This window comes from Phenylobacterium sp., assembly GCF_004297125.1.
GTDB lineage: Bacteria > Pseudomonadota > Alphaproteobacteria > Caulobacterales > Caulobacteraceae > Phenylobacterium.
Genome location: NZ_SCVD01000012.1, coordinates 183,452 through 206,787 on the forward strand (window position 1 = coordinate 183,452; position 23,336 = coordinate 206,787).

General features: G+C 68.8%; 23 protein-coding genes. 1 reads left to right on the forward strand and 22 read right to left on the reverse strand.

Annotation, left to right across the window (positions count from 1 at the left end; all coding sequences use genetic code 11):
* Nucleotides 1-3 precede the first annotated feature (3 nt).
* The 18 genes from lpxB to sidA form a co-directional block, all read right to left on the reverse strand.
* Nucleotides 4-1,167: a lipid-A-disaccharide synthase gene (gene lpxB, locus EPO51_RS06655; RefSeq protein WP_293347609.1), complete on the reverse strand. Its 1,164-nt coding sequence runs from the start codon at nt 1,165-1,167 to the stop codon at nt 4-6.
* Nucleotides 1,164-2,003, reverse strand: a complete 840-nt coding sequence (gene lpxI / locus EPO51_RS06660; protein WP_293347612.1) for a UDP-2,3-diacylglucosamine diphosphatase — start codon at nt 2,001-2,003, stop codon at nt 1,164-1,166. The genes lpxB and lpxI overlap by 4 nt, the downstream gene beginning before the upstream one ends.
* Nucleotides 2,003-2,800: an acyl-ACP--UDP-N-acetylglucosamine O-acyltransferase gene (lpxA, locus tag EPO51_RS06665; protein ID WP_293347615.1), complete on the reverse strand. Its 798-nt coding sequence runs from the start codon at nt 2,798-2,800 to the stop codon at nt 2,003-2,005. Before lpxA ends, lpxI begins: the two co-directional genes overlap by 1 nt.
* 5 nt (nt 2,801-2,805) lie before the next feature.
* Nucleotides 2,806-3,276, reverse strand: a complete 471-nt coding sequence (gene fabZ / locus EPO51_RS06670) for a 3-hydroxyacyl-ACP dehydratase FabZ (RefSeq protein ID WP_293347618.1) — start codon at nt 3,274-3,276, stop codon at nt 2,806-2,808.
* 9 nt (nt 3,277-3,285) lie between these two features.
* Complete coding sequence (gene lpxD / locus EPO51_RS06675; protein ID WP_293347621.1) at nt 3,286-4,290, reverse strand: UDP-3-O-(3-hydroxymyristoyl)glucosamine N-acyltransferase; 1,005 nt, start codon at nt 4,288-4,290, stop codon at nt 3,286-3,288.
* 38 nt (nt 4,291-4,328) lie between these two features.
* Nucleotides 4,329-4,994, reverse strand: coding sequence for an OmpH family outer membrane protein (locus tag EPO51_RS06680; RefSeq protein WP_293347624.1), 666 nt, complete (start codon nt 4,992-4,994; stop codon nt 4,329-4,331).
* Nucleotides 4,995-4,999: 5 nt separating this feature from the next.
* The gene (gene bamA, locus EPO51_RS06685) at nt 5,000-7,438 is read right to left on the reverse strand and encodes an outer membrane protein assembly factor BamA (RefSeq protein WP_293347627.1); all 2,439 of its coding nucleotides are present in this window, start codon (nt 7,436-7,438) and stop codon (nt 5,000-5,002) included.
* A 29-nt stretch (nt 7,439-7,467) separates the two neighbouring features.
* Nucleotides 7,468-8,682, reverse strand: coding sequence for an RIP metalloprotease RseP (gene rseP, locus EPO51_RS06690; RefSeq protein ID WP_293347630.1), 1,215 nt, complete (start codon nt 8,680-8,682; stop codon nt 7,468-7,470).
* Nucleotides 8,683-8,699: 17 nt separating this feature from the next.
* Entirely contained in the window at nt 8,700-9,896 is a 1,197-nt protein-coding gene (dxr, locus tag EPO51_RS06695) for a 1-deoxy-D-xylulose-5-phosphate reductoisomerase (RefSeq protein WP_293347633.1), read from the reverse strand.
* Nucleotides 9,884-10,729 carry a phosphatidate cytidylyltransferase gene (locus EPO51_RS06700; RefSeq protein ID WP_293347636.1) on the reverse strand — a complete coding sequence of 282 codons (846 nt, stop codon included), beginning with the start codon at nt 10,727-10,729 and terminating at the stop codon, nt 9,884-9,886. Before EPO51_RS06700 ends, dxr begins: the two co-directional genes overlap by 13 nt.
* Complete coding sequence (gene uppS, locus EPO51_RS06705; protein ID WP_293347639.1) at nt 10,689-11,468, reverse strand: polyprenyl diphosphate synthase; 780 nt, start codon at nt 11,466-11,468, stop codon at nt 10,689-10,691. Before uppS ends, EPO51_RS06700 begins: the two co-directional genes overlap by 41 nt.
* A gap of 27 nt (nt 11,469-11,495) precedes the next feature.
* Nucleotides 11,496-12,062 (reverse strand): ribosome recycling factor, encoded by a 567-nt coding sequence (frr, locus tag EPO51_RS06710; protein ID WP_293347642.1) that lies wholly within the window; start codon nt 12,060-12,062, stop codon nt 11,496-11,498.
* Nucleotides 12,063-12,105: 43 nt separating this feature from the next.
* Nucleotides 12,106-12,825, reverse strand: coding sequence for a UMP kinase (gene pyrH / locus EPO51_RS06715; protein ID WP_293347645.1), 720 nt, complete (start codon nt 12,823-12,825; stop codon nt 12,106-12,108).
* Nucleotides 12,826-12,914: 89 nt separating this feature from the next.
* Nucleotides 12,915-13,847, reverse strand: coding sequence for a translation elongation factor Ts (gene tsf / locus EPO51_RS06720; protein WP_293347648.1), 933 nt, complete (start codon nt 13,845-13,847; stop codon nt 12,915-12,917).
* A gap of 91 nt (nt 13,848-13,938) precedes the next feature.
* Entirely contained in the window at nt 13,939-14,865 is a 927-nt protein-coding gene (gene rpsB / locus EPO51_RS06725) for a 30S ribosomal protein S2 (RefSeq protein WP_293347651.1), read from the reverse strand.
* Between the two features lie 189 nt (nt 14,866-15,054).
* Nucleotides 15,055-15,351 (reverse strand): hypothetical protein, encoded by a 297-nt coding sequence (locus EPO51_RS06730; protein WP_293347654.1) that lies wholly within the window; start codon nt 15,349-15,351, stop codon nt 15,055-15,057.
* A 97-nt stretch (nt 15,352-15,448) separates the two neighbouring features.
* Complete coding sequence (dnaE, locus tag EPO51_RS06735) at nt 15,449-18,880, reverse strand: DNA polymerase III subunit alpha (RefSeq protein ID WP_293347657.1); 3,432 nt, start codon at nt 18,878-18,880, stop codon at nt 15,449-15,451.
* 29 nt (nt 18,881-18,909) lie between these two features.
* On the reverse strand, nt 18,910-18,999 hold the full coding sequence (sidA, locus tag EPO51_RS06740) for a cell division inhibitor SidA (RefSeq protein WP_068878982.1): 90 nt from the start codon (nt 18,997-18,999) through the stop codon (nt 18,910-18,912).
* 123 nt (nt 19,000-19,122) lie between these two features.
* Here sidA and EPO51_RS06745 point away from each other — a divergent pair, with 123 nt between their 5' ends.
* On the forward strand, nt 19,123-19,548 hold the full coding sequence (locus EPO51_RS06745; RefSeq protein WP_293347661.1) for a VOC family protein: 426 nt from the start codon (nt 19,123-19,125) through the stop codon (nt 19,546-19,548).
* Here the strand turns inward: EPO51_RS06745 and EPO51_RS06750 are convergent.
* From EPO51_RS06750 to EPO51_RS06765, 4 genes are all read right to left on the reverse strand, one after another.
* Nucleotides 19,545-20,504 carry a nucleoside hydrolase gene (locus tag EPO51_RS06750; RefSeq protein ID WP_293347663.1) on the reverse strand — a complete coding sequence of 320 codons (960 nt, stop codon included), beginning with the start codon at nt 20,502-20,504 and terminating at the stop codon, nt 19,545-19,547. The two genes, EPO51_RS06745 and EPO51_RS06750, sit on opposite strands and share 4 nt — an antisense overlap.
* A 16-nt stretch (nt 20,505-20,520) precedes the next feature.
* Nucleotides 20,521-21,339 carry a hypothetical protein gene (locus EPO51_RS06755; protein WP_293347665.1) on the reverse strand — a complete coding sequence of 273 codons (819 nt, stop codon included), beginning with the start codon at nt 21,337-21,339 and terminating at the stop codon, nt 20,521-20,523.
* Between the two features lie 64 nt (nt 21,340-21,403).
* Nucleotides 21,404-22,099: an ABC transporter ATP-binding protein gene (locus EPO51_RS06760; protein WP_293347668.1), complete on the reverse strand. Its 696-nt coding sequence runs from the start codon at nt 22,097-22,099 to the stop codon at nt 21,404-21,406.
* Nucleotides 22,092-23,327, reverse strand: coding sequence for a lipoprotein-releasing ABC transporter permease subunit (locus tag EPO51_RS06765; protein ID WP_293347737.1), 1,236 nt, complete (start codon nt 23,325-23,327; stop codon nt 22,092-22,094). The genes EPO51_RS06760 and EPO51_RS06765 overlap by 8 nt, the downstream gene beginning before the upstream one ends.
* Nucleotides 23,328-23,336: the final 9 nt, after the last annotated feature.

The window sequence follows — 23,336 nt, forward strand, 5'->3', positions numbered from 1 at the left end:
CGGTCAGGAGCCGAGTGCGGCCAGCACGGCGTCGGCCGCGGCCTCGTTCGGGTCCGGTCCGCCGCGACCCATCTTGATCAGCGCCGCGGACTGACGTTCGACCTGGCGCTGGCGCAGATCGTGGTTGTCGAGCCTGAGCGCGACCTCGCGCGCCAGATTCGGGCCGTTGCACTCGTCCTGGATCAGTTCCGGGGCGACGAAGTCCTGCGCGGCGATGTTGAACAGCGTCACCCACTTCGTGCGGATCAGCCGCTTCAGGATGGCGTAGGTCACGGGCGCCAAGCGGTAGCCCACCACCATGGGCACGCCGGCCACGGCCAGTTCGGTCGTCACGGTGCCGGAGCAGGCCAGCGCCACGGTGGCGGCTTTCATGGCGTCTCGCTTGGCGCTCTCGCCTTCGACCACATGCGCGCGGTGCGGCCAGCCGGCGACCCGCGCCTTCACCAGTTCGGCCACCGTGGGCGCGGCGGGCACGACCACATGGAGGTCCGGCCGTTCCGCCTTCAGCCGGCGCACGGCGTCTTCGAACGCCGGCAGCACGCGCTCGATCTCGGACGGGCGGCTGCCGGGCAGCACCAGCAGCATCGGTTCGTCCGGCCCCGCCCCGATCTCCCGCCGCAACCGCGCCGGGTCGGCCGCGCTGAAGGCGATCGCCAGGGTGGAATCGCCGACCAGCACGGTCCTCAGACCCTCGCGCTCGAAGGCCGGCGCGTCGAAGGCGTGGATGGTGAGCAGCAGGTCGAACCACTGGGCGGCGGTGCGCGCCCGCCCGGGCCGCGACGCCCAGACCTGCGGAGCGACATACTTGACCAGCGGCAGCTTCGGATCCTGACGCCGCAACCGCTGGGCGACGCGCAGGGTGAAGCCCCAGGAATCGATCAGCACCGCCACGTCGGGCTTCTCACGCGCCGCCAAGGCCGCCGTCTCGTCGGCGCGGCGCACCACCTTCGGATAGGCCAGCAGGCCCTCCAGCAGCCCGAAGATCGACAGGTCGGAGATGTCGAACGGGCTCTCGACACCCTCGGCCCGCATCCGGGCCCCGCCGACGCCCACGAACCGGACACCCTCGCCCAGCCGTCGCTTCAGCGCCCGCGCCAGCCCCGCCCCCCGGTCGTCGCCCGAGGCCTCGGCCGCCACCAGCATCACGGTGAGCGGCCGGCCAGTCATGATGGATCCGGCTCGACGCCCAGGATGAACACGCCCAGCTCATCGGCGAGCGCGATGGTCGCCTCGCGGTCCAGCACCAGCAGCCGCCCCGCCTCGCCGGCGATCCCCGCCAGGCCCGCGCGCGCGACGCCCTGCACCGTGGCGAGGCCGATGGTCGGCAGGTCCACCCGGGTTTCCTGGATCGGCTTCGGCGCCTTGGCGAGCACGCCCACGCCGGCGCCGGGCCGCCCCCTCAGGTGCCCCGGCAGATCGGCCACCCGCGCCAGGAGGGCGTCGGTCCCTTCCTGCGCCTCCACGGCCAGCACCAGGCCATTGGCGACGACGCTGGCCTGGCCCACGTCCAGCGCACCGATGGCCCGCGCCACCCTGAGGGCGTGACGGGCGTCGGCCATGTCTTCGTCACCGGGCGCATGGCGGCCCAGCAGACCGGCGGGCAGCGACAGGTCTTCCATGACGTCGTGCGCGCCTTCGACCGCGAAGCCTTCCTTCTCGAACTCGTCCACCAGCACCCGCAGCAGGGCGTCGTCGCCCTTGCGCGCGCTGGCGATGACCTTCGGCAGGAGCATGAGCCCGCGCAGGTCGGGCACGAGGCTGGTGAAATCCGGCCGCGCCACATTTCCCGCCAGGCAGATCGAGCGGCAGCCGGCCCGCTTCAGCGCCTTCATGCACTTGCCGATCTCGGCCAACCCGACCTCGGCGCCGGCATAGGGCGACAGGCCCGTGCCGGCGAACCCTTTCAGCCGGATCACGAACAGCGGCCGGCCCGAACGCTCGCAATGCTGGGCGATCTCCACCGGCAGGCCACCGCCGCCGGCGATCAGGCCCAGCTTGTTCATCAGACTTCGCGTTCCGGCAGGCAGAGCGGCCGGCTGGCGTCGGCGCGGATGAAGTCGATGATCTCCATCACCGGGGCCGAGTGGCCGAAGGTGCTGGCGGTGTCTTCGATCCGCTCTTGGAAGGTGCCTTCCTCGGCGAACAGCAGCCGGTAGGCCGAGCGCAGCTCGCCGATCGTCTCGCGCCCGAAGCTGCGGCGCTTCAGGCCGACCAGGTTCAGGCCCTCGAGGTGGGCGTGGTTGCCCCAGACCAGGCCGTAGGGGATCACGTCCTTGGTCACCGCGGCCAGGCCGCCGATGAAGGAATAGCGGCCGACGCGGCAGTACTGGTGCACGGCCGCCAGGCCGCTCACCATCACGAAGTCGCCGACCTGGACGTGGCCGCCCAGGGTGGCGGAGTGGGCCAGGATCACATTGTCGCCCACGGTGCAGTCGTGGCCGACGTGGCTGGTCGCCATGAACATGCCGTCGTCGCCCACCCGCGTCACGGCCCCACCATCCGGCGTGCCGATGTGCATGGTGACGTGCTCCCACATCTTGTTGCGGTCGCCGATCACCAGTTCAGTGGGTTCGCCCTTGTAGCCGGTGTGATGCGGCGGCCCGCCAAGGTTGGCGAAGTTGCGCACCGAACAGTCCTCGCCGATCGTCACGCGGTTCTCGATCACCACATGCGACAGGATCTGGGTGCGCGCGCCGATGCGGGCGTGCTCGCCGATGATGGAATAAGCCCCGACGCTGACGCCCTCGGCCAGCTCTGCGCCCTTGGCCACCAGCGCGGTGGGATGGATCTCGACGCTCAAGGGATTCAGGTCTCCACGACCATGGCGGCGAACTCGCACTCGGCGGCGACCTTGTCCCCGACGATCGCCTGGCCGGCGAACTTGAAGACGTCGCCGCGGTGGCGAACCACCCTCACCGGCATCCGTACGACGTCGCCCGGCCGCACCGGGGCGCGGAACCGGCAGTTGTCGGCGGACATGAAGAAGATCGCCTTTCCGGTGGTGTCGACTTCCAGCGACTTGGACATCAGCACCGCGCCGGTCTGGGCCATGGCCTCGATCAGCAGGACGCCCGGCATCACCGGATAGTTCGGGAAGTGCCCCTGGAAGAACGGCTCGTTCACCGTCACGCATTTGATGCCGACGATGGACTCGTTCTGCTTGTACTCCTCGCAGCGGTCCACGAGCAGCATGGGGTAGCGGTGCGGGATCCGCGCCAGCACCTCGGTGATGTCGATGACGGTGGGATCGCTCTCCACCGGCGCCTTGCGCGTCATGCCTCTCCCCTACCCCTTCCGGCTCGCCATGCGGGCCAGCCAGGCGGTCTCTTTCAGCCAATGGCGGATCGGACGCGCGGGCATGCCGCCCCAGGTCTCGCCCGCCGGAATATCCTTCATCACCCCGGCCGCCGCGCCGACACGGGCGCCCGTTCCGATGGTCACATGGTCGGCCACCCCGGCGCGCCCGCCGAACTGGGCGCCGTCGCCGATCGTCACGCTGCCGGAGATGCCGGTGTGAGCGGCCATGACGCAGTTACGTCCCACGCGGACGTTGTGGGCGATCTGCACTAGGTTGTCGATCTTGGTGTTCTCGCCGATCACGGTGTCGTCGAAGGCGCCCCGGTCGATGGTGGTGTTGGCGCCGATCGAGACTCCGTCCTGGATGATCACCCGCCCCAGCTGGGGGATGTCGATCAGGCCCTTGGCTCCGGCCGTGGCCCCGAATCCCGGCTCGCCGATCCGGGCGCCGGCCAGGATCTTCACCCGGTCGCCGATAAGGGCGAAGCCGATGGTGACGTTCGGGGCGATGTCGCAGTCGCGGCCGATAGCGACCCCCGGGCCGATCGTCGTGTTGGCGCCGATCCGTGTGCCTCGGCCGATCTGCGCCGCGGGCCCGATCACGGCGCCAGGACCCAGCACGACGCCCGCCTCCAGCACCGCGTCGGGCGCCACGGCCTGCGCGCCGGCGCCCCGCGGCCGATGCAGCCGCTGGGCCGCCAGCGCATACGCGCCCTGCGGATTGGCCACGGTCAGGACCACGCAGTCCGCCGGGGCCAGCGCCTCCAGGCCCGGGGGCAGGAAGCAGGCCGCCGGCCGGGCTTCGGCCAACGCCTGGGCGTACTTGCGCTCCGCCAGGAAAGTGACGGTCTCGGGTCCCGCGTGCGCCAGGACGGCGACGCGGCTCACCAGCCGCTCGGCCGCGCCCGCGTCGGCGAGCACGGCCCCGGTCAGGGTCGCAAGCTCGCCCAAGGAAGCTGGGCCGAGATCCTCGAAGAAGCGCGGGTCGGGCATGAATCGCGTTTTAGGCGGACTCGGCCCGCGCGTCGCCCTTAGCGGCGCGGCGCAGCGGCCGCGGGCGCCGCCGCGGTCGGAGTCGGCGTGTCGAGCCGCTCGCGATCAAACGTGAACTGGGTGATCTTGGCGTTCAGCGCGGTCACCACCTGGGGGGTGATGTCCGAAGCCGGGTTGCCCAGGATGATCGAGTTGCGGTTGATGAGCATCGAGCACTGCTTGGCCTGATAGGCTTGGCGGATCAGCGGCTCCATCTCGGTGCCGACGCGGTTGACCGCCTTCTGCTCGGTCGCCTGGATCTCGCGGTCGCGCTGCTGGGCCTTGCGCTGCAGCGAGTTGGCGCGGACCTGCAGGGCCGCCGCCCGCTGTTCCAGGGTGTTCTGGTCCAGGGTGGCGCGCTGGCCGTCGAGCGCCTTGGCGTCGTTGTCGATCGCGGTCTTCTCGGCGTTCAGCTCGGCGTTCACCTGAGCCACCAGCTGTTGCAGGCGGGTGTTGACGAACTTGCCCACGGTCGAGGCGCCGATGGCGTTCTCCACCGAGACGATGCAGAGGCCGGGCACGGGCGCGCCATGGGTCACCGCGGGCGCCGCCGCGGCAGGGGCTGCGGCCGGCGCGGCGGCCGGCTGTTGTGCGAAGGCGGGAGCCGCGCTGGTAAGCACGAGGGCCACGGCGCTACCGGCCGCGGCGAGTGTCTTGAAAGTCATGTGTTCTAGAACCTGGTTGAAGTGGAGAACCGGAAGGTTTCTACCTTGTCGTAGTCTTCCTTGGCCAAAACGCGGCTGAAGTCGAAGCGGATCGGACCCATCGGCGACTTCCAGAAGACGCTGATGCCCGCCGAGGCGCGGAGCGACAGGTCGTCACGGATGCAGGTGTTGCGTGCGCCAGGGGTGGCGTAGTTGGGGATCTGCTGCGTCGGGTCGGCGGGATTGGCGATCGTCGACTGCAGGCAGTCCACGTCGCCAGCCTGATAGACCTTGTCGGACTTGTCGAGCTTGCCCAGCGTGCCGAAGTCGCTGAACAGCGCCGCCTTGATGCCGTACTGCTCGGGCAGGAAGGTGGGCACGGTCAGCTCGACGGTGCCGATCGCATACATCTTGCCGCCCAGCGCGTCGGCTTGTTGCAGCGTCAGGTCGCGCGGCCCGATGCCGGCCGTCTCGAAACCGCGGAAATTCAGACCGCCCTTATAGTAGCGGTCGTTGATCCGGACATTGTCGCCGCCCCAGCCCACGACGTAGCCGGCCGAGCCGGTCAGCGACAGGATGAAGTCCTTGTTGAAGCCGTGGAACCAGGCGGTCTCCAAGTCGGTCTTGACGAAGTTGACGTCGCCGCCCAGGCCCGCAATGTCCTGGTTGAAATCGACGTACCAGCCCCGCGTGGGGTTCAGGTAATCGTTCCGGCGGTCCACGCGCGCCCCGTAGCCAATCAGCGACGTCAGGAAGGTGCCGACCTGGTCGCAGAACGCCCGCGACAGGTTCACGCCCGACGCCGGGTCGCAGTACGACGCGTCGATGTCGATCTTGTCCTGGCGCAGCGTATAGCGAAGCGCGCCGCGGCTATCGATGCTGAGGGGGAAGTTCGCCCTGAACGTCGTGCCGAACGTCGCGGTCTTGTAGGCCTGGAAGTCCGAGTAATCGATGCGGTAGCCGTAGAGATCGACGCCCGCCGCGACGTCGCGGTTCAGGAACCGAGGCTCGGTGAACGAGAAGTCCAGCTGCTGGCGGTACGAGCCCACCGACACCCGCGCACGGACGTCCTGGCCGCGGCCGCGGAAGTTGCGCTGACTGATGCCCAGGTCCAGCACCAGCTGGTCCACCGACGAATAGCCGGCGCTGAACGAGAGCTCGCCGGTGGGCTGCTCCTCGACCTTCACCTGCAGGGCCGTGCGGTCGGGCGCCGATCCGGGGACCTCCTGGATATCGACGTCCTTGAAGTAGCCCAGGGCGCGGATCTGGCGCTTGGAACGATCCACCAGGGCGCGGTTGTACGCGTCGCCTTCCACCACGCTCATCTCGCGGCGGATGACGTAGTCCAGGGTCTGGGTGTTGCCGACGATGTCGATGCGGTCGACGTAGACCCGCGGCCCCTCACGGACCTGGAAGGTCACGTCGACGACGCCCTTGTCGCGATCGGGCGTGTAGCGCGGCCGCACGTCCACGAAGGCGAAGCCCGCCGCACCGGCGGCGAAGGTCAGGGCGTCGGTCGAGGTCTCGATGGCTTCGTCCTGGTACTCCTGCCCCGTACGGATCGGGATCAGGGCGGTCAGGACTTCCTTGTCCAGCTTCTGCAGCTCGGTCTCGACCGTCACCTTGCCGAACTTGTACCGCGGCCCTTCGTCGACGTTGTAGGTGACCACGAAGCCGTTCTTGTCCGGCGCCAGCTCCGCCACGGCCGAGGTCACCCGGAAGTCGTAGTAGCCGCGGTTGCGGTAGTGCTTCCGAAGCTGCTCCTTGTCGTATTCGAGGCGGTCGGGATCGTAGTTGGCGTTGTTCGAGAAGAACTTGAACCAGCGTGTCTCCTCGGTGACGACCACGTCGCGCAGGTCGTTGTCCGAGAAGGCCTTGTTGCCCAGGAAGTTGACCGAGAGGATGCCGCTCTTCGGGCCCTCCTCGATCTTGAAGATCAGATCGACGCGCTTCTGCGGCAACTCGACGATCTGCGGCGTCACGTTGGCCGAGATCCGGCCTGAACGCCGATACAGCTCGACGATCCGCTGCACGTCGCCCTGCACCTTGGCGCGGGTGAAGATGCCGCGCGGCCGGACGGTGACCTCGTCGCGTAGCTTGTCTTCCTTGAGGCCCTTGTTTCCCTCGAAGATCACCCGGTTGATGATCGGGTTCTCGACGACGGTGACGATCAGGTCGCCGTTCTGGAAGTCGATCTTCACGTCCGAGAACAGGTCGGTGCGGAACAGCGCCTTCAGCGCCAGGTCGATCTTGGCCGAATCGACCGGCTCGCCCGGCGCGACCGGCAGGTAGGAGATCACGGTGGACGGCTCGATCCGCTCATTGCCCTGAACCAGGATGCGTTGGATCACGCCGCCCTGGGTTTGCTGGGCGGCCGCCACCCCGGGCGCAATGAGAGCGGTCGTGCCCAGGAGCAGGGCAAGGCCGGAGGCAAGCGCGGCGCGGGAGGCGCGGGTTCTAAACATCGAATCAGCCGGTTGAGGGACGAACGGGCCTAAGAGAATAGGCCGCCGAACAGATTGAACACACGCAGGCGCTGCAAGTCGTTCCAGGTGGCGAACAACATCAAACCGAGGACTAGCGCAAGACCCACTCGATACCCTGCCGCCTGAACCTTGGCGGCAAGAGGGCGCCGCGTGATGGCTTCATACGCGTAGAACATCAAGTGGCCGCCATCTAGCACGGGCACCGGCAGCAGGTTCATGAAACCGATGCTGACCGAGATCAGCGCGGCCAGCTGCGCCAGGTTCAGGCCCGCGCCCATCAGCATCGCACCGAAGTCGGGGGCGCCCTGCACGCCCAGCTTGGTGACGTTCTTGGTCACGTCGGCGATGCCCAGCGGCCCGCGGAGCTGGTCGGTGCTGACCTGGCCGGTCAGCATGCGGCCCAGGTAGTAGACCGTCGTGCGCAGTACGTCCCAGGTCCGCGCGGTCCCCTCGCCCACCGCTTCGAAGAAGCCGTAGCGGATGCGGATATAGTCGTTGGCCGACTGGGCGGGGCGCAGGCCCAGCACGCCCACGCGCTGCTTGCCGGCGACGGGGTCGTCCTGCACCTGCCACTGCGGCGTGGCGGTCAGCGCGGTCCGCTGGCCGTCGCGCAGGACGACGAAGCTCGTCGGCACGCCGCCGCGCACGCGAATCAGCTGCTGGACCTCGTTGAAGCTGGTCATCTCGCGCCCGTTCACGGCCACGACGCGGTCGCCGACCCGGAAGCCGGCCGCCGCCGCGGCGCTGTCCGGCGACACGCCGGCCACCCGGAACGGCAGCACCATCTCGCCGAAGCTCATCAGCAGCGCCGCAAAGATCGTGATGGCCAGGGCGAAGTTGGCGAACGGCCCCGCGGCCACGATGATCGCCCGCTGCCAGATCGGCTTGAAATGGAAATACCGGCCGATCTCGCCCGCGCGACCCTGGGAGACCAGGTCGCGCCGCATGGCCGCCAGATCCTCGGCGTCCGGGATGCTGGCGGCGTTCTCGTCGCCCGCGAAGCGCACATAGCCGCCGATCGGCAGCCAGCCGAGCCGCCATTCCACGCCCGACTTGTCCGTCCACGACGTGAGGGCCTTGCCGAAGCCGATCGAGAACCGGTCGATCTTGGTCCCCAGCGCCTTGGCGGCCAGGAAGTGGCCCAGCTCGTGGACGGTCACCACCAGGCCCAGCACAAGCAGGAACGGGATGATGGCCAGGAACAGGGTCTGCAGGAGCTGCATCAGGCGCTTCTACTCCATCAGGCCGCGACGAGGCCGCCAACGACCTCGTCTGCGACACGCCGGGCCGCGGCGTCGGTGTTGCGGGCGCGTTCCACGGCGTCGCCATCCAGCGCGGTGACCGATTCGGTCCGGTCCATGCGCTCGAGAGTTTCCGCCACGACGTCCGGGATATCCAGAAAGCGGATGCGCCGGTCAAGGAACGCCGAGACCGCGCGCTCGTTCGCCGCATTCATCGCGGCCGGCGCCTGGCCGCCCGCGGCCAACGCCTGCTTGGCGATGGAGAGCGCGGGGAACTTCAGCGGATCGGGATGCTGGAACGTCAGCGGGCCGGCCGTCACCAGGTCCAGTTTCGGCGCAGGCCACGGCAGCCGGTCGGGCCAGGCGAACGCGCAGGCGATCGGCGGCCGCATGTCCGGCGGGCCAAGCTGGGCCAGCGTCGAGCCGTCGGCATATTCGACGAGGCTGTGGATGATCTGCTGCGGGTGGACCAGGACTTCGATCCGCTCCGGCGGCATTGAGAACAGGTAGGCCGCCTCGATCACCTCGAGGCCCTTGTTCATCATGGTCGCGGAATCGATCGAAATCTTGGCGCCCATCGAGAAATTGGGATGCGCCAGCGCCTGCTCCAGCGTGGCGGCCGCCATTTGCTCGCGGCTCGCGTCGCGGAACGGGCCGCCCGACGACGTCAGGATCAGCCGCGACACCTGGGCGGCGGCCAGCGGGTCCAGCACCTGGAAGATCGCGGAATGCTCGGAATCCACCGGCACCACGGCCCCGCCGGCCAGCTTTGCGATGCGGAGCAGCGAAGGCCCCGCGCAGACCAGGCTCTCCTTGTTGGCGAGCGCGATCACCGCCCCGGACCTTGCCGCGGCCAGGGTTGGCGCGAGGCCGGCGAAGCCCACGATGGCCGACATGACCCACTGGGCGTCGGCCGCGGCCACGTCGATCACCGCCTGGGCGCCGGCCGCCGTGGCGATCCCGGAGCCCTTCAGCCGCTCGCGCAGCTCGGGCAGCAGCGTCTCGTCGTCGATGACCGCGACCTCGGGCCGCCAGCGCAGCGCCTGCTCGGCCAGCCGCGCGACGTTGCGCCCGGCGGTCAGGCCCACGATCTCAACCTCGACGCCGGCCTGTTCGAAGAGGTCCAGGGTCGAGACACCGATCGAGCCGGTGGAACCCAGGACGCTGACCTTTCGCGGCAGGCTCAATGTCCCCATCCCCAATGGTTGGCCAGCCGGAGCGCGGCCATCACCACAACTGCAAACATCAAGCCATCCACCCGGTCGAGCAATCCGCCATGCCCGGGGATCAGGTCGCCGGAGTCCTTTACACCGAACCGGCGCTTGATGGCGGATTCCCAGAGGTCGCCCGCCATGGTCGCCAGGCCGACGGTCAGGCCGATCAGCGCCGCGGCCCAGATGTTCAACTCGAAGGCCGAGATCCAGGCCATCAGGCTGCCCGCCCCCATCGCCGCGGCCAGGCCGCCGATGAAGCCGGACCAGGTCTTGTTGGGCGAGAAGCGGGGCCACAGCTTCGGGCCCTTGAGCGTGCTGCCCACGGCGAATGCGCCGATGTCGGCCGCCCACGTGGCCGCGAACAGCATCATCGTCCACCAGGCCCCCTGGTTGGTCGAGCGCAGCCATACCAGGCACAGGGCCGCGGGCGCGATGTAGAGCACCCCGAACGCCGCGTCGGCCGGCCGCTCCGCAACGCCACGGGCGACGACCGCAGCGCCGGCGGCGGTCAGCAGGATCGCGCCCCAGGCCCAGATGAAGTCACCGCGGTAACCCACGAAAACAGCGATTAAAACCGCCGCCGCCACGGCTGCCGCCACCCGGGTCGGCGACACGGGCGCGCTCATTCCGCCCCACTCGATGGCCAGCAGCGCCACGCCGATCGCGATCAGCACCAGATAGGGCCAGCCGCCGAACCATGCGGCGGCCAAGGCAGCCGGGACCAGCACCACGGCCGACGCAACGCGCAGGCCGAGGTTGGACCAGTCGAACCGCTTAACCTGCGGCGAGGACGTCATCGGCAACGATTGCGCCATAGCGCCGATCCCGCGCGGCGAATTCCGCCAGCGCTGCTCTGAGGTGCTCTTCGCCGTAGTCGGGCCAAAGCACGTCCTGGAAGACCAGCTCCGCGTAGGCCGCTTCCCACAGCAGGAAATTCGACAGCCGCTGCTCGCCGGAGGGGCGCACGATCAGGTCCGGCGGCGGAGCGCCGGCGGTGGCCAGCAGGCCGGCGAACAGGGTCTCGTCCAGGTCCTCCGGCCTCCGGCGACCGGCGGCCACGTCCTCCGCGAATCGGCGCGCCGCATCGGCGATGTCGGCCTGGCCGCCGTAGTTGAAGGCGATATTCAGGTTGAAGGTGTCGTTGTTCTCGGTCCGCGCGTGCGCGTCGTCGATCAGCTTCAACAGTTCGGACGAGAGGCCCTCGCGGCGGCCGATCACCCGCACCCGCACGCCCTCACGATGCAGCCGGGCCAGGTCGGTCTCGAAATAGCGCTTCGGCAGCGCCATCAGCTCGGCCACCTCGGCGGCTGGCCGGCTCCAGTTCTCGGTGGAGAAGCCGAACACGGTCAGCGAATTCACGCCCAGCTTCGCGGCCGCCGATACCGTGCGCTTCAGCGCCTCGACGCCGGCCCGATGGCCCAGCGAGCGCGGCAACCCGCGCTGCTTGGCCCAGCGGCCGTTGCCATCCATGACGATGGCCACGTGCAACACGGGCGCGCCCTGCTGGTCGACCCTTGGGGCGTCCGCGGACGGTGGCTTCTCGGCGGCGGCCATGAGGGAACGCGGGTCCTTACGCGGGCGTCAAACGTGCATGATCTCTTGTTCTTTTGTTTTCAAGGCTTCGTCCACGCGCTTGATCGCTTCGTCGGTGATCTTCTGCACATCCGCCTCGAAACGCTTCTCTTCGTCCTGGCTGACCACGCCATCCTTCTGCGCCTTGCGGCAGTCTTCGTTGGCGTCGCGGCGAATGTTGCGCACAGCCACCCGCTGCTGTTCGGCATACTTCCCGGCCAGCTTCACCAGGTCCTTGCGCCGATCTTCCGTCAGCGGCGGGATCGGCAGACGAAGCGTCGTGCCGTCCACCACGGGGTTCAGGCCCAGGTCCGACGAGCGGATCGCCTTTTCCACGGAGACGACCAGGGCGCGATCCCAGACGTTGATGGTGATCATCCGCGGTTCCGGGACGCTGATGGCCCCCACCTGGTTCAGCGGGGTCATCGACCCGTAGGCGTCGACCCGGATCTGGTCGAGCAGGCTGGCCGAGGCGCGGCCGGTGCGCAGCGAGCCGAACTCTTCCTGCAGCGCCGCGACCGCCTTTTCCATACGGTCCTTGTACTTCGAAAGCACGGGCTTCTCGGTGGTGGCCATGGCGGCGTCTCCGTCTTCGTATTTTCGCGAGGGACTGTAAGGCTTAGGCGATGGTCGTGAAGACCCCTTCGCCGTTCAGCACCTTCAGGAGGTTGCCCCGTTCGCGGATGTTGAACACCACGATGGGGATATGGTTGTCGCGCATCAGGCTGACGGCCGAGGCGTCCATGACGCGCAGGTTCTTCGCCAGCACTTCCTGGTAGCTCAGGGTGTCGTAGCGCTTCGCGTCGGCGTCCTTCTTCGGGTCCGCCGAATAGACGCCGTCGACGCTGGTGCCCTTGAACAGCGCGTCGCAGCCCATCTCGGCCGAGCGCAGGGCCGCGGGGGTGTCGGTGGTGAAGAACGGCGCGCCCAGGCCGGCGGCGAAGATCACCACCCTGCCCTTTTCCAGGTGCCGCAGGGCGCGGCGGCGGATGTAGGGCTCGCAGACCGCTTCCATCGGGATGGCCGACTGCACGCGGGTGTAGACGCCCGCCTTCTCCAGCGACGCCTGCAGGGCCAGGGCGTTCATCACCGTGGCCAGCATGCCCATGTAGTCGGCGCTCGCGCGCTCCATACCGGCCTCGGCCAGGGCCGCGCCGCGGAAGATATTGCCGCCGCCGACCACGACGCACACCTGCACGCCGGCCTTCACGACCTGGGCGATCTCCTCGGAGACCGCGGCCAGCGTCTTGGGGTCGATCCCGAAGCTGTCGCCCCCGACACCCGCCTCGCCCGAGAGCTTCAGGAGGATGCGTTTGTAGCGGGGAGCGGCGTCAGCCATCGGTGAGTCCTGATCTGCGGCGGGAGGAACATACAGTAGGGGCGCGGCGCGTCGAACGCGCCGCGCCCCTGAAAGTCAGCGAGTCCGACTTAGGACTGGCCGGTCATCGAAGCGACTTCGGCGGCGAAGTCGTCGGCCTTCTTCTCCACGCCCTCGCCGAGCGCGAAGCGGACGAAGGCCTTCAGGAACACCGGCGCGCCGGCTTCCTTGGCGGTCTCGGCCACCAGCTGCTCGATGGTCTGGTCCGGGTTCATGACGAAGGGTTGCTTCAGCAGCACGACTTCTTCCTGCCACTTGCGGATCCGGCCCTCGACCATCTTCTCGGCGATCTCGCGGGGCTTGCCCGATTCCATCGCCGTCTGGGTCTGGATCTCGCGTTCCTTCGCCACGACCGCCGGGTCGAGCTCGTCCGTCGACAGCGCCAGCGGCGCCGTCGCCGCCACGTGCATCGCGATCTTCTTGCCGACGTCCTGCAGCTTGGCCGCGTCGCCGCCGCCTTCCATGGCCACCAGCACGCCCATGCGGGCGACGCCGTCGCCCTGCGCATTGTGCAGGTACAGCGCCACGGCGCCCTGGCCCACGGTCAGCTTCACCGCGCGGCGCAGTTGCATGTTCTCGCCGATGGTCGCGATCAGGTTGGTGACCGTGTCCTGGACGACTTCGCCCTTCGCCGTCTTGGCGTTGCGGATCGCTTCCACGTCGCCGTCGATCGTCAGCGCGACGTCCGCGAAGTCGCGAGCCGCAGTCTGGAACGTCTCGTTCTTGGAGACGAAGTCGGTTTCGGCGTTGAACTCGATCAGCGCGCCGGTCTTGCCGTCCGCCGAGATCTTGCCGGCGACGAGGCCTTCGGCCGCGGCGCGGTCGGCCTTCTTCGCCGCCTTCGCCATGCCCTTGGTCCGCAGCCAGTCCATCGAAGCTTCGACATCGCCGCCGTTCTCCTGCAGGGCCTTCTTGCAGTCCATCATGCCGGCGCCGGATTTTTCGCGCAGGTCTTTGACCAGCGCAGCGGTGATTTCCGCCATGGTCAGCTCCTCTTAGGTCTTTGAATCACGACGGACCCCCATATGAGGGCCCGCCGTCAGGGTTTTGTGTCAGCGAAGGCGTGGGAACGCCTCAGCCGGCCTGTTCTTCGCTCGCCGCGGCAGCGCCATCTTCGGCCCCAGGGGCCTCCACTTTGGCCTCCGCGGCGGTGGTCTCGGGCTCGGCGGCCGCGCCGGTCATCTCGGCTTCCAGGGCCGCGGCCTCGGGAGCGGAGACTTCAGGTTCGGCGACGGCCTTCGGCGTCAGCTCGCGGGCCAGCGTCGGCTCCATCGGAGCTTCCGAGGCGCCCAGGTCGATGCCCGAGGCCGACTGGCCGGCGGCCAGGCCGTCCAGCACGGCGTCGGCCAGCAGGTCGCAGTACAGCTGGATCGCGCGGGCCGCGTCGTCGTTGCCGGGGATCGGATAGGTGATCCCGTCCGGGTTCGAGTTGGTGTCCAGGATGGCGATCACCGGGATGTTCAGCTTGCGGGCTTCCTGGATCGCGATCGCTTCCTTGTTGGTGTCGATCACGAACATCAGGTCGGGGATGCCGCCCATGTCCTTGATGCCGCCCAGGGACAGTTCCAGCTTATCGCGCTCGCGCGTCAGCTGCAGCAGTTCCTTCTTGGTCCGGCCCTGGCCTTCGCCGGCCAGCAGGCCGTCGACTTCGCGCAGCCGCGCGATCGAGCCCGACACGGTGCGCCAGTTGGTGAGCGTGCCGCCCAGCCAACGGTGGTTCACATAGTACTGGGCGCAGCGCTTGGCGGCCACGGCGATCGGATCCGACGCCTGGCGCTTGGTGCCGACGAACAGGATGCGGCCGCCGCCGGCGGCGACTTCGCGCACCTTCACCAGGGCCTGGTGCAACAGCGGAATCGACTGCGACAGGTCGATGATGTGGATGTTGGAACGCGAGCCGAAGATGTACTTGTCCATCTTCGGGTTCCACCGGTGCGTCTGGTGGCCGAAGTGGGCGCCGGCTTCCAGGAGCTGGCGCATGGAGAATTCGGGCAGAGCCATAGTCTGTGTCTCGTCTTTCTTCCGGTTGGACCGCCGCAGGTAAACCCTCCGAAGAGGACCGGAACGGACTGGGACGGGATGTCTCCCCGACCAAGCCGAACACCTGCGTGTGGATTGGAGCGGCGCATGTAGGGCCAAAAGCCCGGAAAATCAAGCCGCCTGCCCGCGCCCCGTAGGCGGCGTCGCGCCTCAGCGCGTCTTCTTGCCGTCCGGCCCGAAGACGCTGGAGGGCTTGTAGGGCTGATACGGCTTGAAGGGCTCCGCCTTCGGCGTGGCAGGCGGCCCGTAGATCTTCGCCGTCGTGCGGCCGCTGTAGGCTGGCGCCGGCGTGGCGGAAGGCACACCGTAGCTCTTGGGCGCCGAGGGCTTCGGCGCGCCCCCGGGCGTCCAGCTGTTGTGCGGCTTGGAGCCCCAGCTCGCCTGCTGGGCCCAGGTCGGCCCCGCCGCCAGGGCCAGGACCGCAATCACTCCGATCGCCAGCTTCATCGCACGCATCCCCTCGACTTTGCGCCATTGGGCCAAGCTTGGCCGTGGCGTCCATTGAAAGATCGCCCAGGTTGCAAGACCCGAGCCACCACGGTCATCAGAGGTCCTCGACGAACACCACGCCGGGCGCGGTCTTGATCGCGCCGCGCACCGCCCCGTCCAGGGTGAACCGGCCGGGCAGCTTCAGCTCCACCTCGCGCCCGCCGCCCAGCTGCGCCGTCAGCACGACCTCGCCGCCGCGGCCGTTGCTCACGCCCAGGCGCTTCTTGATCGCCTCGATCTCGGCGCTCTGCGGGGCGATGTGGACGCGCAGGCCCGCCGCCGCGTTCTCGATCGTCTTCTCCACCGGCTCGACGCTCTCGCCGAAGAACCGCACCTCGCCGTCGCTGGCCTTGCAGCGCACGCGGATCGACACCGCCTTGCCGGGCTCCAGCTGGTCGCGGCACTTCTTCAGCGACTCCGGCGGGAAGAGCACCTCGTATTCGCCCGTAGGGTCCGAGAAGGTGACGAAGGCGAACTTCTCGCCCGAGCGCGACGGCCGCTCCTGCTTGCGGCGGATCACGCCCGCCATCCGCAGCGCCTCGGCCCCGGCGTTCGCCTTGGCGATGGCGTCGGTCAAGAGGTCGGTCCTCTTGCGGCGCAACGCATCCACCATGTCGTCCAGTGGGTGGCCCGACAGGTAGAAGCCCACCGCCGCCAGCTCCTCGTCCAGCCGTTCGGTCGGCGTCCAGGGGTCGGCCCGAGTCATCCGGGGCCGGTGGCCGCCGCTCAGGTCGTCGCCGAACAGGCTGATCTTGCCCTCGGCGCGGTCCGCGGCCAGCGCCTGGCCATGCCCCACCAGGGCGTCGGCCGAGGCCAGCAATTCGGCGCGGTTGGCGTGGATCTCGTCGAAGGCGCCGGCGCGGACCAGCGTCTCGAACGTCCGCTTGTTCACCTGCTTGGGATCGATGCGCTCAACGAAGTCGAAGATGTCCCGGAACTTCCCGCCTTCCTCGCGAACGCGCACCACATGCTCCATCGCCTGCATACCGACGTTGCGGATGGCGCCCAGCGCATAGAGCACCTCGCCGTCCAGCACGTCGTAGTCGGCCATCGAGCGGTTCACGCAGGGCGGGCGGATCTTCACGCCGAAGCGTTTGGCGTCCTGGTAGAAGACCGAAAGCTTGTCGGTATTGGCGATATCGAGGCTCATCGAGGCCGCGAAGAACTCGACCGGCGCGTTCGCCTTCAGCCAGGCCGTCTGGTAACTGACCACGGCGTAGGCGGCGGCGTGGGACTTGTTGAAGCCGTAGCCGGCGAACTTGTCGACGAGGTCGAAGATCGAGCCGGCCTGGGCGCCCTTGACGCCCTTGGCCTCGGCGCCCGAGACGAAGCGCGCCCGCTGGAGCTCCATCTCCTCCTTCTTCTTCTTGCCCATGGCGCGGCGCAGCAGGTCGGCTTCACCCAGGCTGTAGCCCGCCAGGATCTGGGCGATCTGCATCACCTGTTCCTGGTAGACGATGATGCCGTAGGTCTCCTTCAGCACACCCTCGAGCGTCGGGTGCAGGTAGTCGATCGGCTTGCGGCCGAACTTGCAGTCCACGAAGGCCGGGATGTTGTCCATCGGGCCCGGCCGGTACAGCGACACGATGGCGGTGACGTCCTCGATCGACCCCGGCCGCAGCTGGCGCAGGGTGTCGCGCATCCCCTGCCCTTCAAGCTGGAAGACGCCGATGGTCTGGGCGTTGCTCATCAGTTCGTAGGACGGCCCGTCGTCCAGCGGCAGGGCCGCCATATCCACGCCGGCCCCGCGCTTCTCCAGGTACTTCACCGCCCGGTCGATGACGGTGAGCGTCTTCAGGCCCAGGAAGTCGAACTTCACCAGGCCGGCGCTCTCGACCCACTTCATGTTGAACTGGGTGGCCGGCAGGTCCGAGCGCGGATCGCGGTAGAGCGGGGTCAGGTGGGTCAGCGGCCGGTCGCCGATCACCACCCCGGCGGCGTGGGTCGAGGCGTTGCGGTAGAGGCCTTCCAGCTCCAGCGAGATTTCCAACAGCCGCGCCACCGCCTCGTCGCGCTTGCGCTCCTCCTGCAGCCGGGGCTCGATCTCGATCGCCTGGGCCAGGGTCACCGGGTTGGCGGGGTTGGCCGGCACCATCTTGGCCAGCCGATCCACCTGGCCCAGCGGAAGTTGCAGCACGCGCCCCACGTCGCGCAGCACGGCGCGGGCCTGCAGGGTGCCGAAGGTGATGATCTGGGCGACCTTGTCGCGGCCGTAGCGCTGCTGGACGTAGGAGATCACCTCCTCCCGCCGCTCCTGGCAGAAATCGATGTCGAAGTCGGGCATCGACACCCGCTCCGGGTTGAGGAAGCGCTCGAACAGCAGGCCGTACTGCAGCGGGTCCAGGTCGGTGATGGTCAGGGAATAGGCCACCAGCGACCCCGCGCCGGAACCGCGTCCTGGGCCCACCGGGATGCCGCGGGCCTTCGCCCATTTGATGAAGTCCGACACGATCAGGAAGTAGCCCGGGAACCCCATCTGGGTGATCACCTGGATCTCGCGCTCCAGGCGGGCCTCGTAGTCTGCGGCGGGGTGGACGTTGGCCCGGCCCGCCGCCATCCGCAGCCTCAGGCCCTCGCGGGCCTGGTGGGCCAGTTCCTCGGCCTCGGTGCGGCCGTCGCTGCCGGGGAAACGCGGCAGCAGCGGGTCGCGCTTGGCCACCATGAAGGCGCAGCGCCGGGCGATATCCAGGGTGTTGTCGCAGGCCTCCGGCAGGTCGGCGAACAGCGCCCGCATCTCCGCCTGCGACTTGAAGCAATGCTCCGCGGTCACCCGCCGCCGCTCGTCCTGGCCTACGAAGCTGCCGTCGGCGATGCACAGCAGAACGTCGTGCGCCGTGTAGGCCTTCGCGTGCTTGAAATAGACGTCGTTGGTGGCGACGAGGGGGACGTCCTCGTCGTAGGCGAAGGCCACCAGCTCGCCCTCGGCGGCGGCCTCGCCCGGCGCGCCGTGGCGCTGCAGCTCCACGTAGAAGCGGTCGCCGAACGCGCGCTTCATCTCGGCCAGCGCGGCGCGCCCTTCCTTGACCTTGCCCGCGGCGAACAGGTGGTCGACCGGCCCGTCCGGCCCGCCGGACAGCAGGATCAGCCCCTCGGCATGCTCGCAGACCCGCGCCCAGGGCACGTGCGGCTCGTCGGTGGGCTCGATGTCCAGATAGGCGAACGAGGAGAGTTCGCAGAGGTTGAGGTAGCCCTGCTCGTTCTGGGCCAGCAGCACGACCGTGGGCGTCTTGGCCCAGCGCTCCGGAAGCGCCTCCCCGATCCCCTGGACCGGCAGGGCGCAGCCGATGATCGGCTGCACGCCGTCGCCCTTGGTGGCGACCGAGAATTCCAGGGCTCCGAACAGGTTGGCGCGGTCGGCGATCGCCACCGCGGGCATGCCGTCGGCCTTGGCCAGGCCGCCCAGCTTGTCGGCCTTGATGGCGCCTTCCAGCAGCGAATAGGCCGAGCGAACCCTGAGGTGGACGAAGCCGTTACCGTCGTCCTGCACCTGAGCCGCCTCCCCCATTCGCATGGCGGTCAGCCCATCAGACCGGCCACCGAACAGACCATCCAGACAAAGCTCGCCACCGACGCAAAGGCCAGCGATTCCCGGGCCAGACGAACCATCTTCGGCATCCTCTTGTTGAGCGCCTGTGGAGAACCTGTTGGCGCGTTCCGTATTCGTTCTTATTCTTCTTTTGTTCTCATCGTCAAGCCGCTAGTTTGGCGACCATCCACAGGAGGCCCCGCTTGGACCAACGCATCTCGCTGATCACCCTGGGCGTCGCCGACCTGGCCCGCGCACGCCGGTTCTACGAGGAGGGCCTGGGCTGGACGCCGCTCAGCGCCCTGGACGAGGTGGCCTTCTACCAGCTGCCCGGGATCGGCTTTGCGCTGTTCGAGAGAGGCGCCCTGGAGGTCGACGCCGGCCGGCCGATCGACGGCGCCTTCAGCGGCCTCGCCATCGCCATCAACCAGCGTTCGAAGGCCGACGTCGATCGCACCATCGCCCAGGCCGTCGCCGCCGGCGGCCAGGTGACGAAGACCGCCGAGGACGCGCCCTGGGGTGGCTATTCCGGCTACTTCGCCGACCCCGACGGCCACGCCTGGGAAGTGGCCTGGAACCCGGGCTGCGTCATCCACCCCGACGGCTCGACCACCTTCGGGAGCGACTAAGCCAGCGCCGCCTTCATCGCCGCGAAGAACCCTGCCCGGTCGATCGCCTTGATCACCCGCGCGTTGGGCGCTTTCTGAGCCAGGTCCGGATCGGCCAGCGCGACGTCCGGCAGGATCTCGTGGGAGACGCTGAGGTAGCCGCGGGTCAGCTCGCCCTTGGTCTCCACGTCGATGGCGCAGCGGTCGCTGTCCAGGATCAGGTCCTCGTCCAGCGCCAGGGCGCAGGTCAAGGCGTCGGGGTGCAAACTGCCGGCCAGGCCCTGGGTCGCCTGCGCGAAGGCCAGGGACGAGCGGTTCACCGCCGTGAAGAACCGCGACCGCAGCGTGTCCAGCGCCGCCAGTTCGGCCAGTTGCTCCAGGCTGAACAGCCCGTCGCGCAGGGTCGCCGTCCAGGTGACGATGGTGACGTCGAAGCCGGCCGCCAGCACGATCTTCGCCGCCTCCGGATCGACGTAGAAGTTGTACTCGGCCGCCGGGGTGACGTTGCCCACGCCGTTGTCCGTCCCGCCCATGATCCAGAGGTGGCGGCACGCTCGGGCGATCCGCGGCTCCATCATCACCGCCAGCGCCAGGTTGGTCAGCGGCGCCTGGGCCAGCAGGGTGATCTCGCCGGGCGCGGCCATGATCCGCCGCACGATCTCGTCGGGCGCATCGCCCGGCGCAGGCCGTTGCGCCGTGGCCGCGAACCCGCTGTCGCTCATCCCGTCCGCGCCGAACACATAGCTCGCCGCCAGGGGGCTGCGGCTCAGCGGCCGTTGGGCGCCCAGGTAGACGGGGACCTCGCCGGCCCGGCCGCAGACCGCGAGCGTCTTCAGCGCGTTCTCGGCATGCTGCGCGAAGCCCACGTTGCCGTGCGCTATGGTGATGGCCTCGACGCTCACCCCCGGCCGCGTCAGGGCGATCATCAGCGAGAAGACGTCGTCGCCGGCGGTGTCTGTGTCGATGATCAGGCGCATGAGGGTTGCCGGAAGCTCATTCAGCCTTGCCGGAGCCCATCACCCAGGACTGCGCCGGATCCTGGAGCAGCCCATGCGCCTTCCGACGCAGGGACGGCTGGCCGTTCTTGGTGACGACCTCGTAGGGCTCGTCCGAGCCCAGGACGATCGTCGGCAAGCGGCTGGTGGGGATGATCACATTCTCCCGCGTGACCCCGCAGCGGGCGAGCGTGACTCGCTCGCCGATCCAGATGATCTCGACCTCACCGCACCGCGTGTCCTGGACCGCATGCATCGGATTGGCGTCCTGCAGCCGATTTATCCGCCCGTAGACGTGCGGCAGGAACGCATAGACGCTCGCCATCAGCAGGATGACGATCGGCATGGACAGGTGGCGCCCGATCCTCACGCCCGCTTCGAACTTGCCCACCCGGAACGCCAGCGTCACGGCCAGCGAGATCACACAGGCCAGGGCCGACAGCATGATCGCAAGATTGAGGCGGATATCGATCCTGCCGACCCAGAAGAGCGGGATCACGAGGAAAGCCAGGGAGACCGCCAACAGGCCCAGGTCGCGCCGCGCGCTGACCGCGAAATGGGAGACCGCCATGCAGATCAGGCTGGCCAGCGTTCCAACGGTGATCAGCCACCATGACCGCGCCAGCGCCGTGGTGATCACGTCCGAGGTCGTCGCGACCTTGAGGAAGTCGAGGCCATAGCCTGCGAACTCGTCGATGCAGATATTCAGCGCGATCAGGAAACCCAGCAGGGTGAAGATCGAGATCAGCTCGGCGACGATCACCAGCAACGGGCGCGGCCGGCCGGGGGTCGCCGGCGGATCGTCCGTCACATCCATCGCGCGATCCCCGGCGTTGCGGCCAAGGTGCGAGCACGCCCGTTCGGGCCCACCCTTGTCAAGCTCACGCGGTCCTCGGCGCCTGTTCCTCCAGATGGCCGTCCTTCAGGGCGAACACCCGGTCCATGTGGCTGGCGAGTTCGAGGTTGTGGGTGGCCACGACGGCCGCGACCCCCTGGCTGCGCGCCAGCTCGTAGAGGTTCTCGAACACCGCGCCCGATGTCGTCGGGTCGAGGTTGCCGGTGGGCTCGTCGGCCAGCAGCAGGCGCGGCGAGTTGGCGAGCGCCCGGGCGATGGCGACCCGCTGCTGTTCCCCGCCCGAGAGCTGGGCCGGCTGGTGCTGGACCCGGTCCTTCAGGCCCAGGTCGCCCAGGATAACGGCTGCACGCGCGGTGGCCGCCTTGCGCGAGACGCCGGCGATCATCATCGGCAGGGCCACGTTGTCCAGCGCCGAGAACTCCGGCAGCAGGTGGTGGAACTGATAGACGAAGCCCACGGTGGCCAGCCGCACCCGGCTGCGCTCGCGGTCGGTCAGGTCGGTGCAGTCGCGGCCCAGGATCGAGATACGCCCGCCGTTGGCGTGCTCCAGCAGGCCGGCCGCGTGCAGCAGGCTGGACTTGCCCGACCCCGAGGGTCCGATCAGCCCGACGATCTCGCCCGGCCGCACATCCAGGTCGACGCCGCGCAGCACGGTCAGCGACCCCGCCGCGGTGACATAGGTCCGCTCCAGCCCGCGGATGGACAGCACGGGCTCACTCATAGCGAAGCGCTTCCACAGGATCGAGGCGCGAGGCCCGCCACGACGGCGGCAGGGTGGCGAGGAAGCTCATCCCCAGCGACCAGGAGGCGATCAGCGTGACCTCCGCCCAGTCCACCTTCGCGGGGATCCGCGACAGGTAGTAGACGTCCGAGGCGAACACCGCCTGGCCCGTCACATATTCCACGAGGCTCTGGATCGGCCCTATGTAGACGCAGAACAGGGTGCCGATCACCAGGCCGGCCAGGGTCCCCAGCGCGCCGACGCCCGCGCCCGCCATGAAGAAGATCCGCAGGATGGAGCCCTGCCCCGCCCCCATGGTGCGCAGGATGGCGATGTCGCGGCCCTTGTTCTTCACCAGCATCACAAGGCCCGAGATGATGTTCATCGCCGCGATGGCCACCAGCAGCATCAGGATCAGCCGCATCACGTTGCGCTCGACCTTCAGCGCCCCCCAGAACGAGCTGTCGCGCTGGGTCCAGTCGTTGACGATGGCGCCCGGCCCGGCCGCCTTGCTAATCGCGGCCTTCATCTTCGCGGCATGGTCCGGATCGACGACCCGCACCTCGATGGCGTCGGCGGTGTCCTCGCGCCCGAAGAAGAGCTGGGCCTGGGCCAGCGGCATGTAGATGTAGGCTTGGTCGTACTGGCTCATGCCGACGCTGAAGGTGGCGCCCACGGTGTAGGCCTTCTGCATCGGCGTGCCGCCGAACGCGGTGGCCCCGCCAGACGGCGAGATCAGGGTCAGGGTGTCGCCCGGCCGCACGCCCAGCGACTGGGCCAGCCGCTCGCCGACCACGATCGTGTCGCCGCCGAACTCGCCGTCGCCGAAGCCCTTCAGCGACCCGTGGGTGATGTTGTCCGCCACCAGTTTGGTGGTGCGCAGGTCCGCCGGGCCGATGCCCCTCACCAGGGCCCCCGTGATCTGGCTGGGGCCGATGGCGATCGCCTGCGCCTCGACGATCGGCGCGGCCTGGGTCACGCCGGGCACCTTCAGGATCCGCGCGGCGGCGCGGTCGCGCTCGGCGCCGTCCAGCACGCCGCCGGTGACGAACACATGGCCCTGGAAGCCCAGGATCCGGCCCAGCAGCTCGCTGCGGAACCCGTTCATCACCGACATCACGATGATCAGCGTCGCCACCGCCAGCATGATGCCGACGAACGAGATGATCGAGATCAGCGCCACGCCGCCCTGGTGCTTCTTGGCGCGCAGGTAGCGGCCGGCGAGCATCCGCTCCCA

Coding starts and splice junctions, on each gene's coding strand:
- lpxB (WP_293347609.1), bottom strand. CDS start 1,167: ATGACTGGCCGGCCGCTCACCGTGATGCTGGTGGCGGCCGAGGCCTCG.
- lpxI (WP_293347612.1), bottom strand. CDS start 2,003: ATGAACAAGCTGGGCCTGATCGCCGGCGGCGGTGGCCTGCCGGTGGAG.
- fabZ (WP_293347618.1), bottom strand. CDS start 3,276: ATGACGCGCAAGGCGCCGGTGGAGAGCGATCCCACCGTCATCGACATC.
- lpxD (WP_293347621.1), bottom strand. CDS start 4,290: ATGCCCGACCCGCGCTTCTTCGAGGATCTCGGCCCAGCTTCCTTGGGC.
- EPO51_RS06680 (WP_293347624.1), bottom strand. CDS start 4,994: ATGACTTTCAAGACACTCGCCGCGGCCGGTAGCGCCGTGGCCCTCGTG.
- bamA (WP_293347627.1), bottom strand. CDS start 7,438: ATGTTTAGAACCCGCGCCTCCCGCGCCGCGCTTGCCTCCGGCCTTGCC.
- rseP (WP_293347630.1), bottom strand. CDS start 8,682: ATGCAGCTCCTGCAGACCCTGTTCCTGGCCATCATCCCGTTCCTGCTT.
- dxr (WP_293347633.1), bottom strand. CDS start 9,896: ATGGGGACATTGAGCCTGCCGCGAAAGGTCAGCGTCCTGGGTTCCACC.
- EPO51_RS06700 (WP_293347636.1), bottom strand. CDS start 10,729: ATGGCGCAATCGTTGCCGATGACGTCCTCGCCGCAGGTTAAGCGGTTC.
- uppS (WP_293347639.1), bottom strand. CDS start 11,468: ATGGCCGCCGCCGAGAAGCCACCGTCCGCGGACGCCCCAAGGGTCGAC.
- frr (WP_293347642.1), bottom strand. CDS start 12,062: ATGGCCACCACCGAGAAGCCCGTGCTTTCGAAGTACAAGGACCGTATG.
- pyrH (WP_293347645.1), bottom strand. CDS start 12,825: ATGGCTGACGCCGCTCCCCGCTACAAACGCATCCTCCTGAAGCTCTCG.
- tsf (WP_293347648.1), bottom strand. CDS start 13,847: ATGGCGGAAATCACCGCTGCGCTGGTCAAAGACCTGCGCGAAAAATCC.
- rpsB (WP_293347651.1), bottom strand. CDS start 14,865: ATGGCTCTGCCCGAATTCTCCATGCGCCAGCTCCTGGAAGCCGGCGCC.
- EPO51_RS06730 (WP_293347654.1), bottom strand. CDS start 15,351: ATGAAGCTGGCGATCGGAGTGATTGCGGTCCTGGCCCTGGCGGCGGGG.
- sidA (WP_068878982.1), bottom strand. CDS start 18,999: ATGGTTCGTCTGGCCCGGGAATCGCTGGCCTTTGCGTCGGTGGCGAGC.
- EPO51_RS06750 (WP_293347663.1), bottom strand. CDS start 20,504: ATGCGCCTGATCATCGACACAGACACCGCCGGCGACGACGTCTTCTCG.
- EPO51_RS06755 (WP_293347665.1), bottom strand. CDS start 21,339: ATGGATGTGACGGACGATCCGCCGGCGACCCCCGGCCGGCCGCGCCCG.
- EPO51_RS06760 (WP_293347668.1), bottom strand. CDS start 22,099: ATGAGTGAGCCCGTGCTGTCCATCCGCGGGCTGGAGCGGACCTATGTC.
- EPO51_RS06765 (WP_293347737.1), bottom strand. CDS start 23,327: ATGCTCGCCGGCCGCTACCTGCGCGCCAAGAAGCACCAGGGCGGCGTG.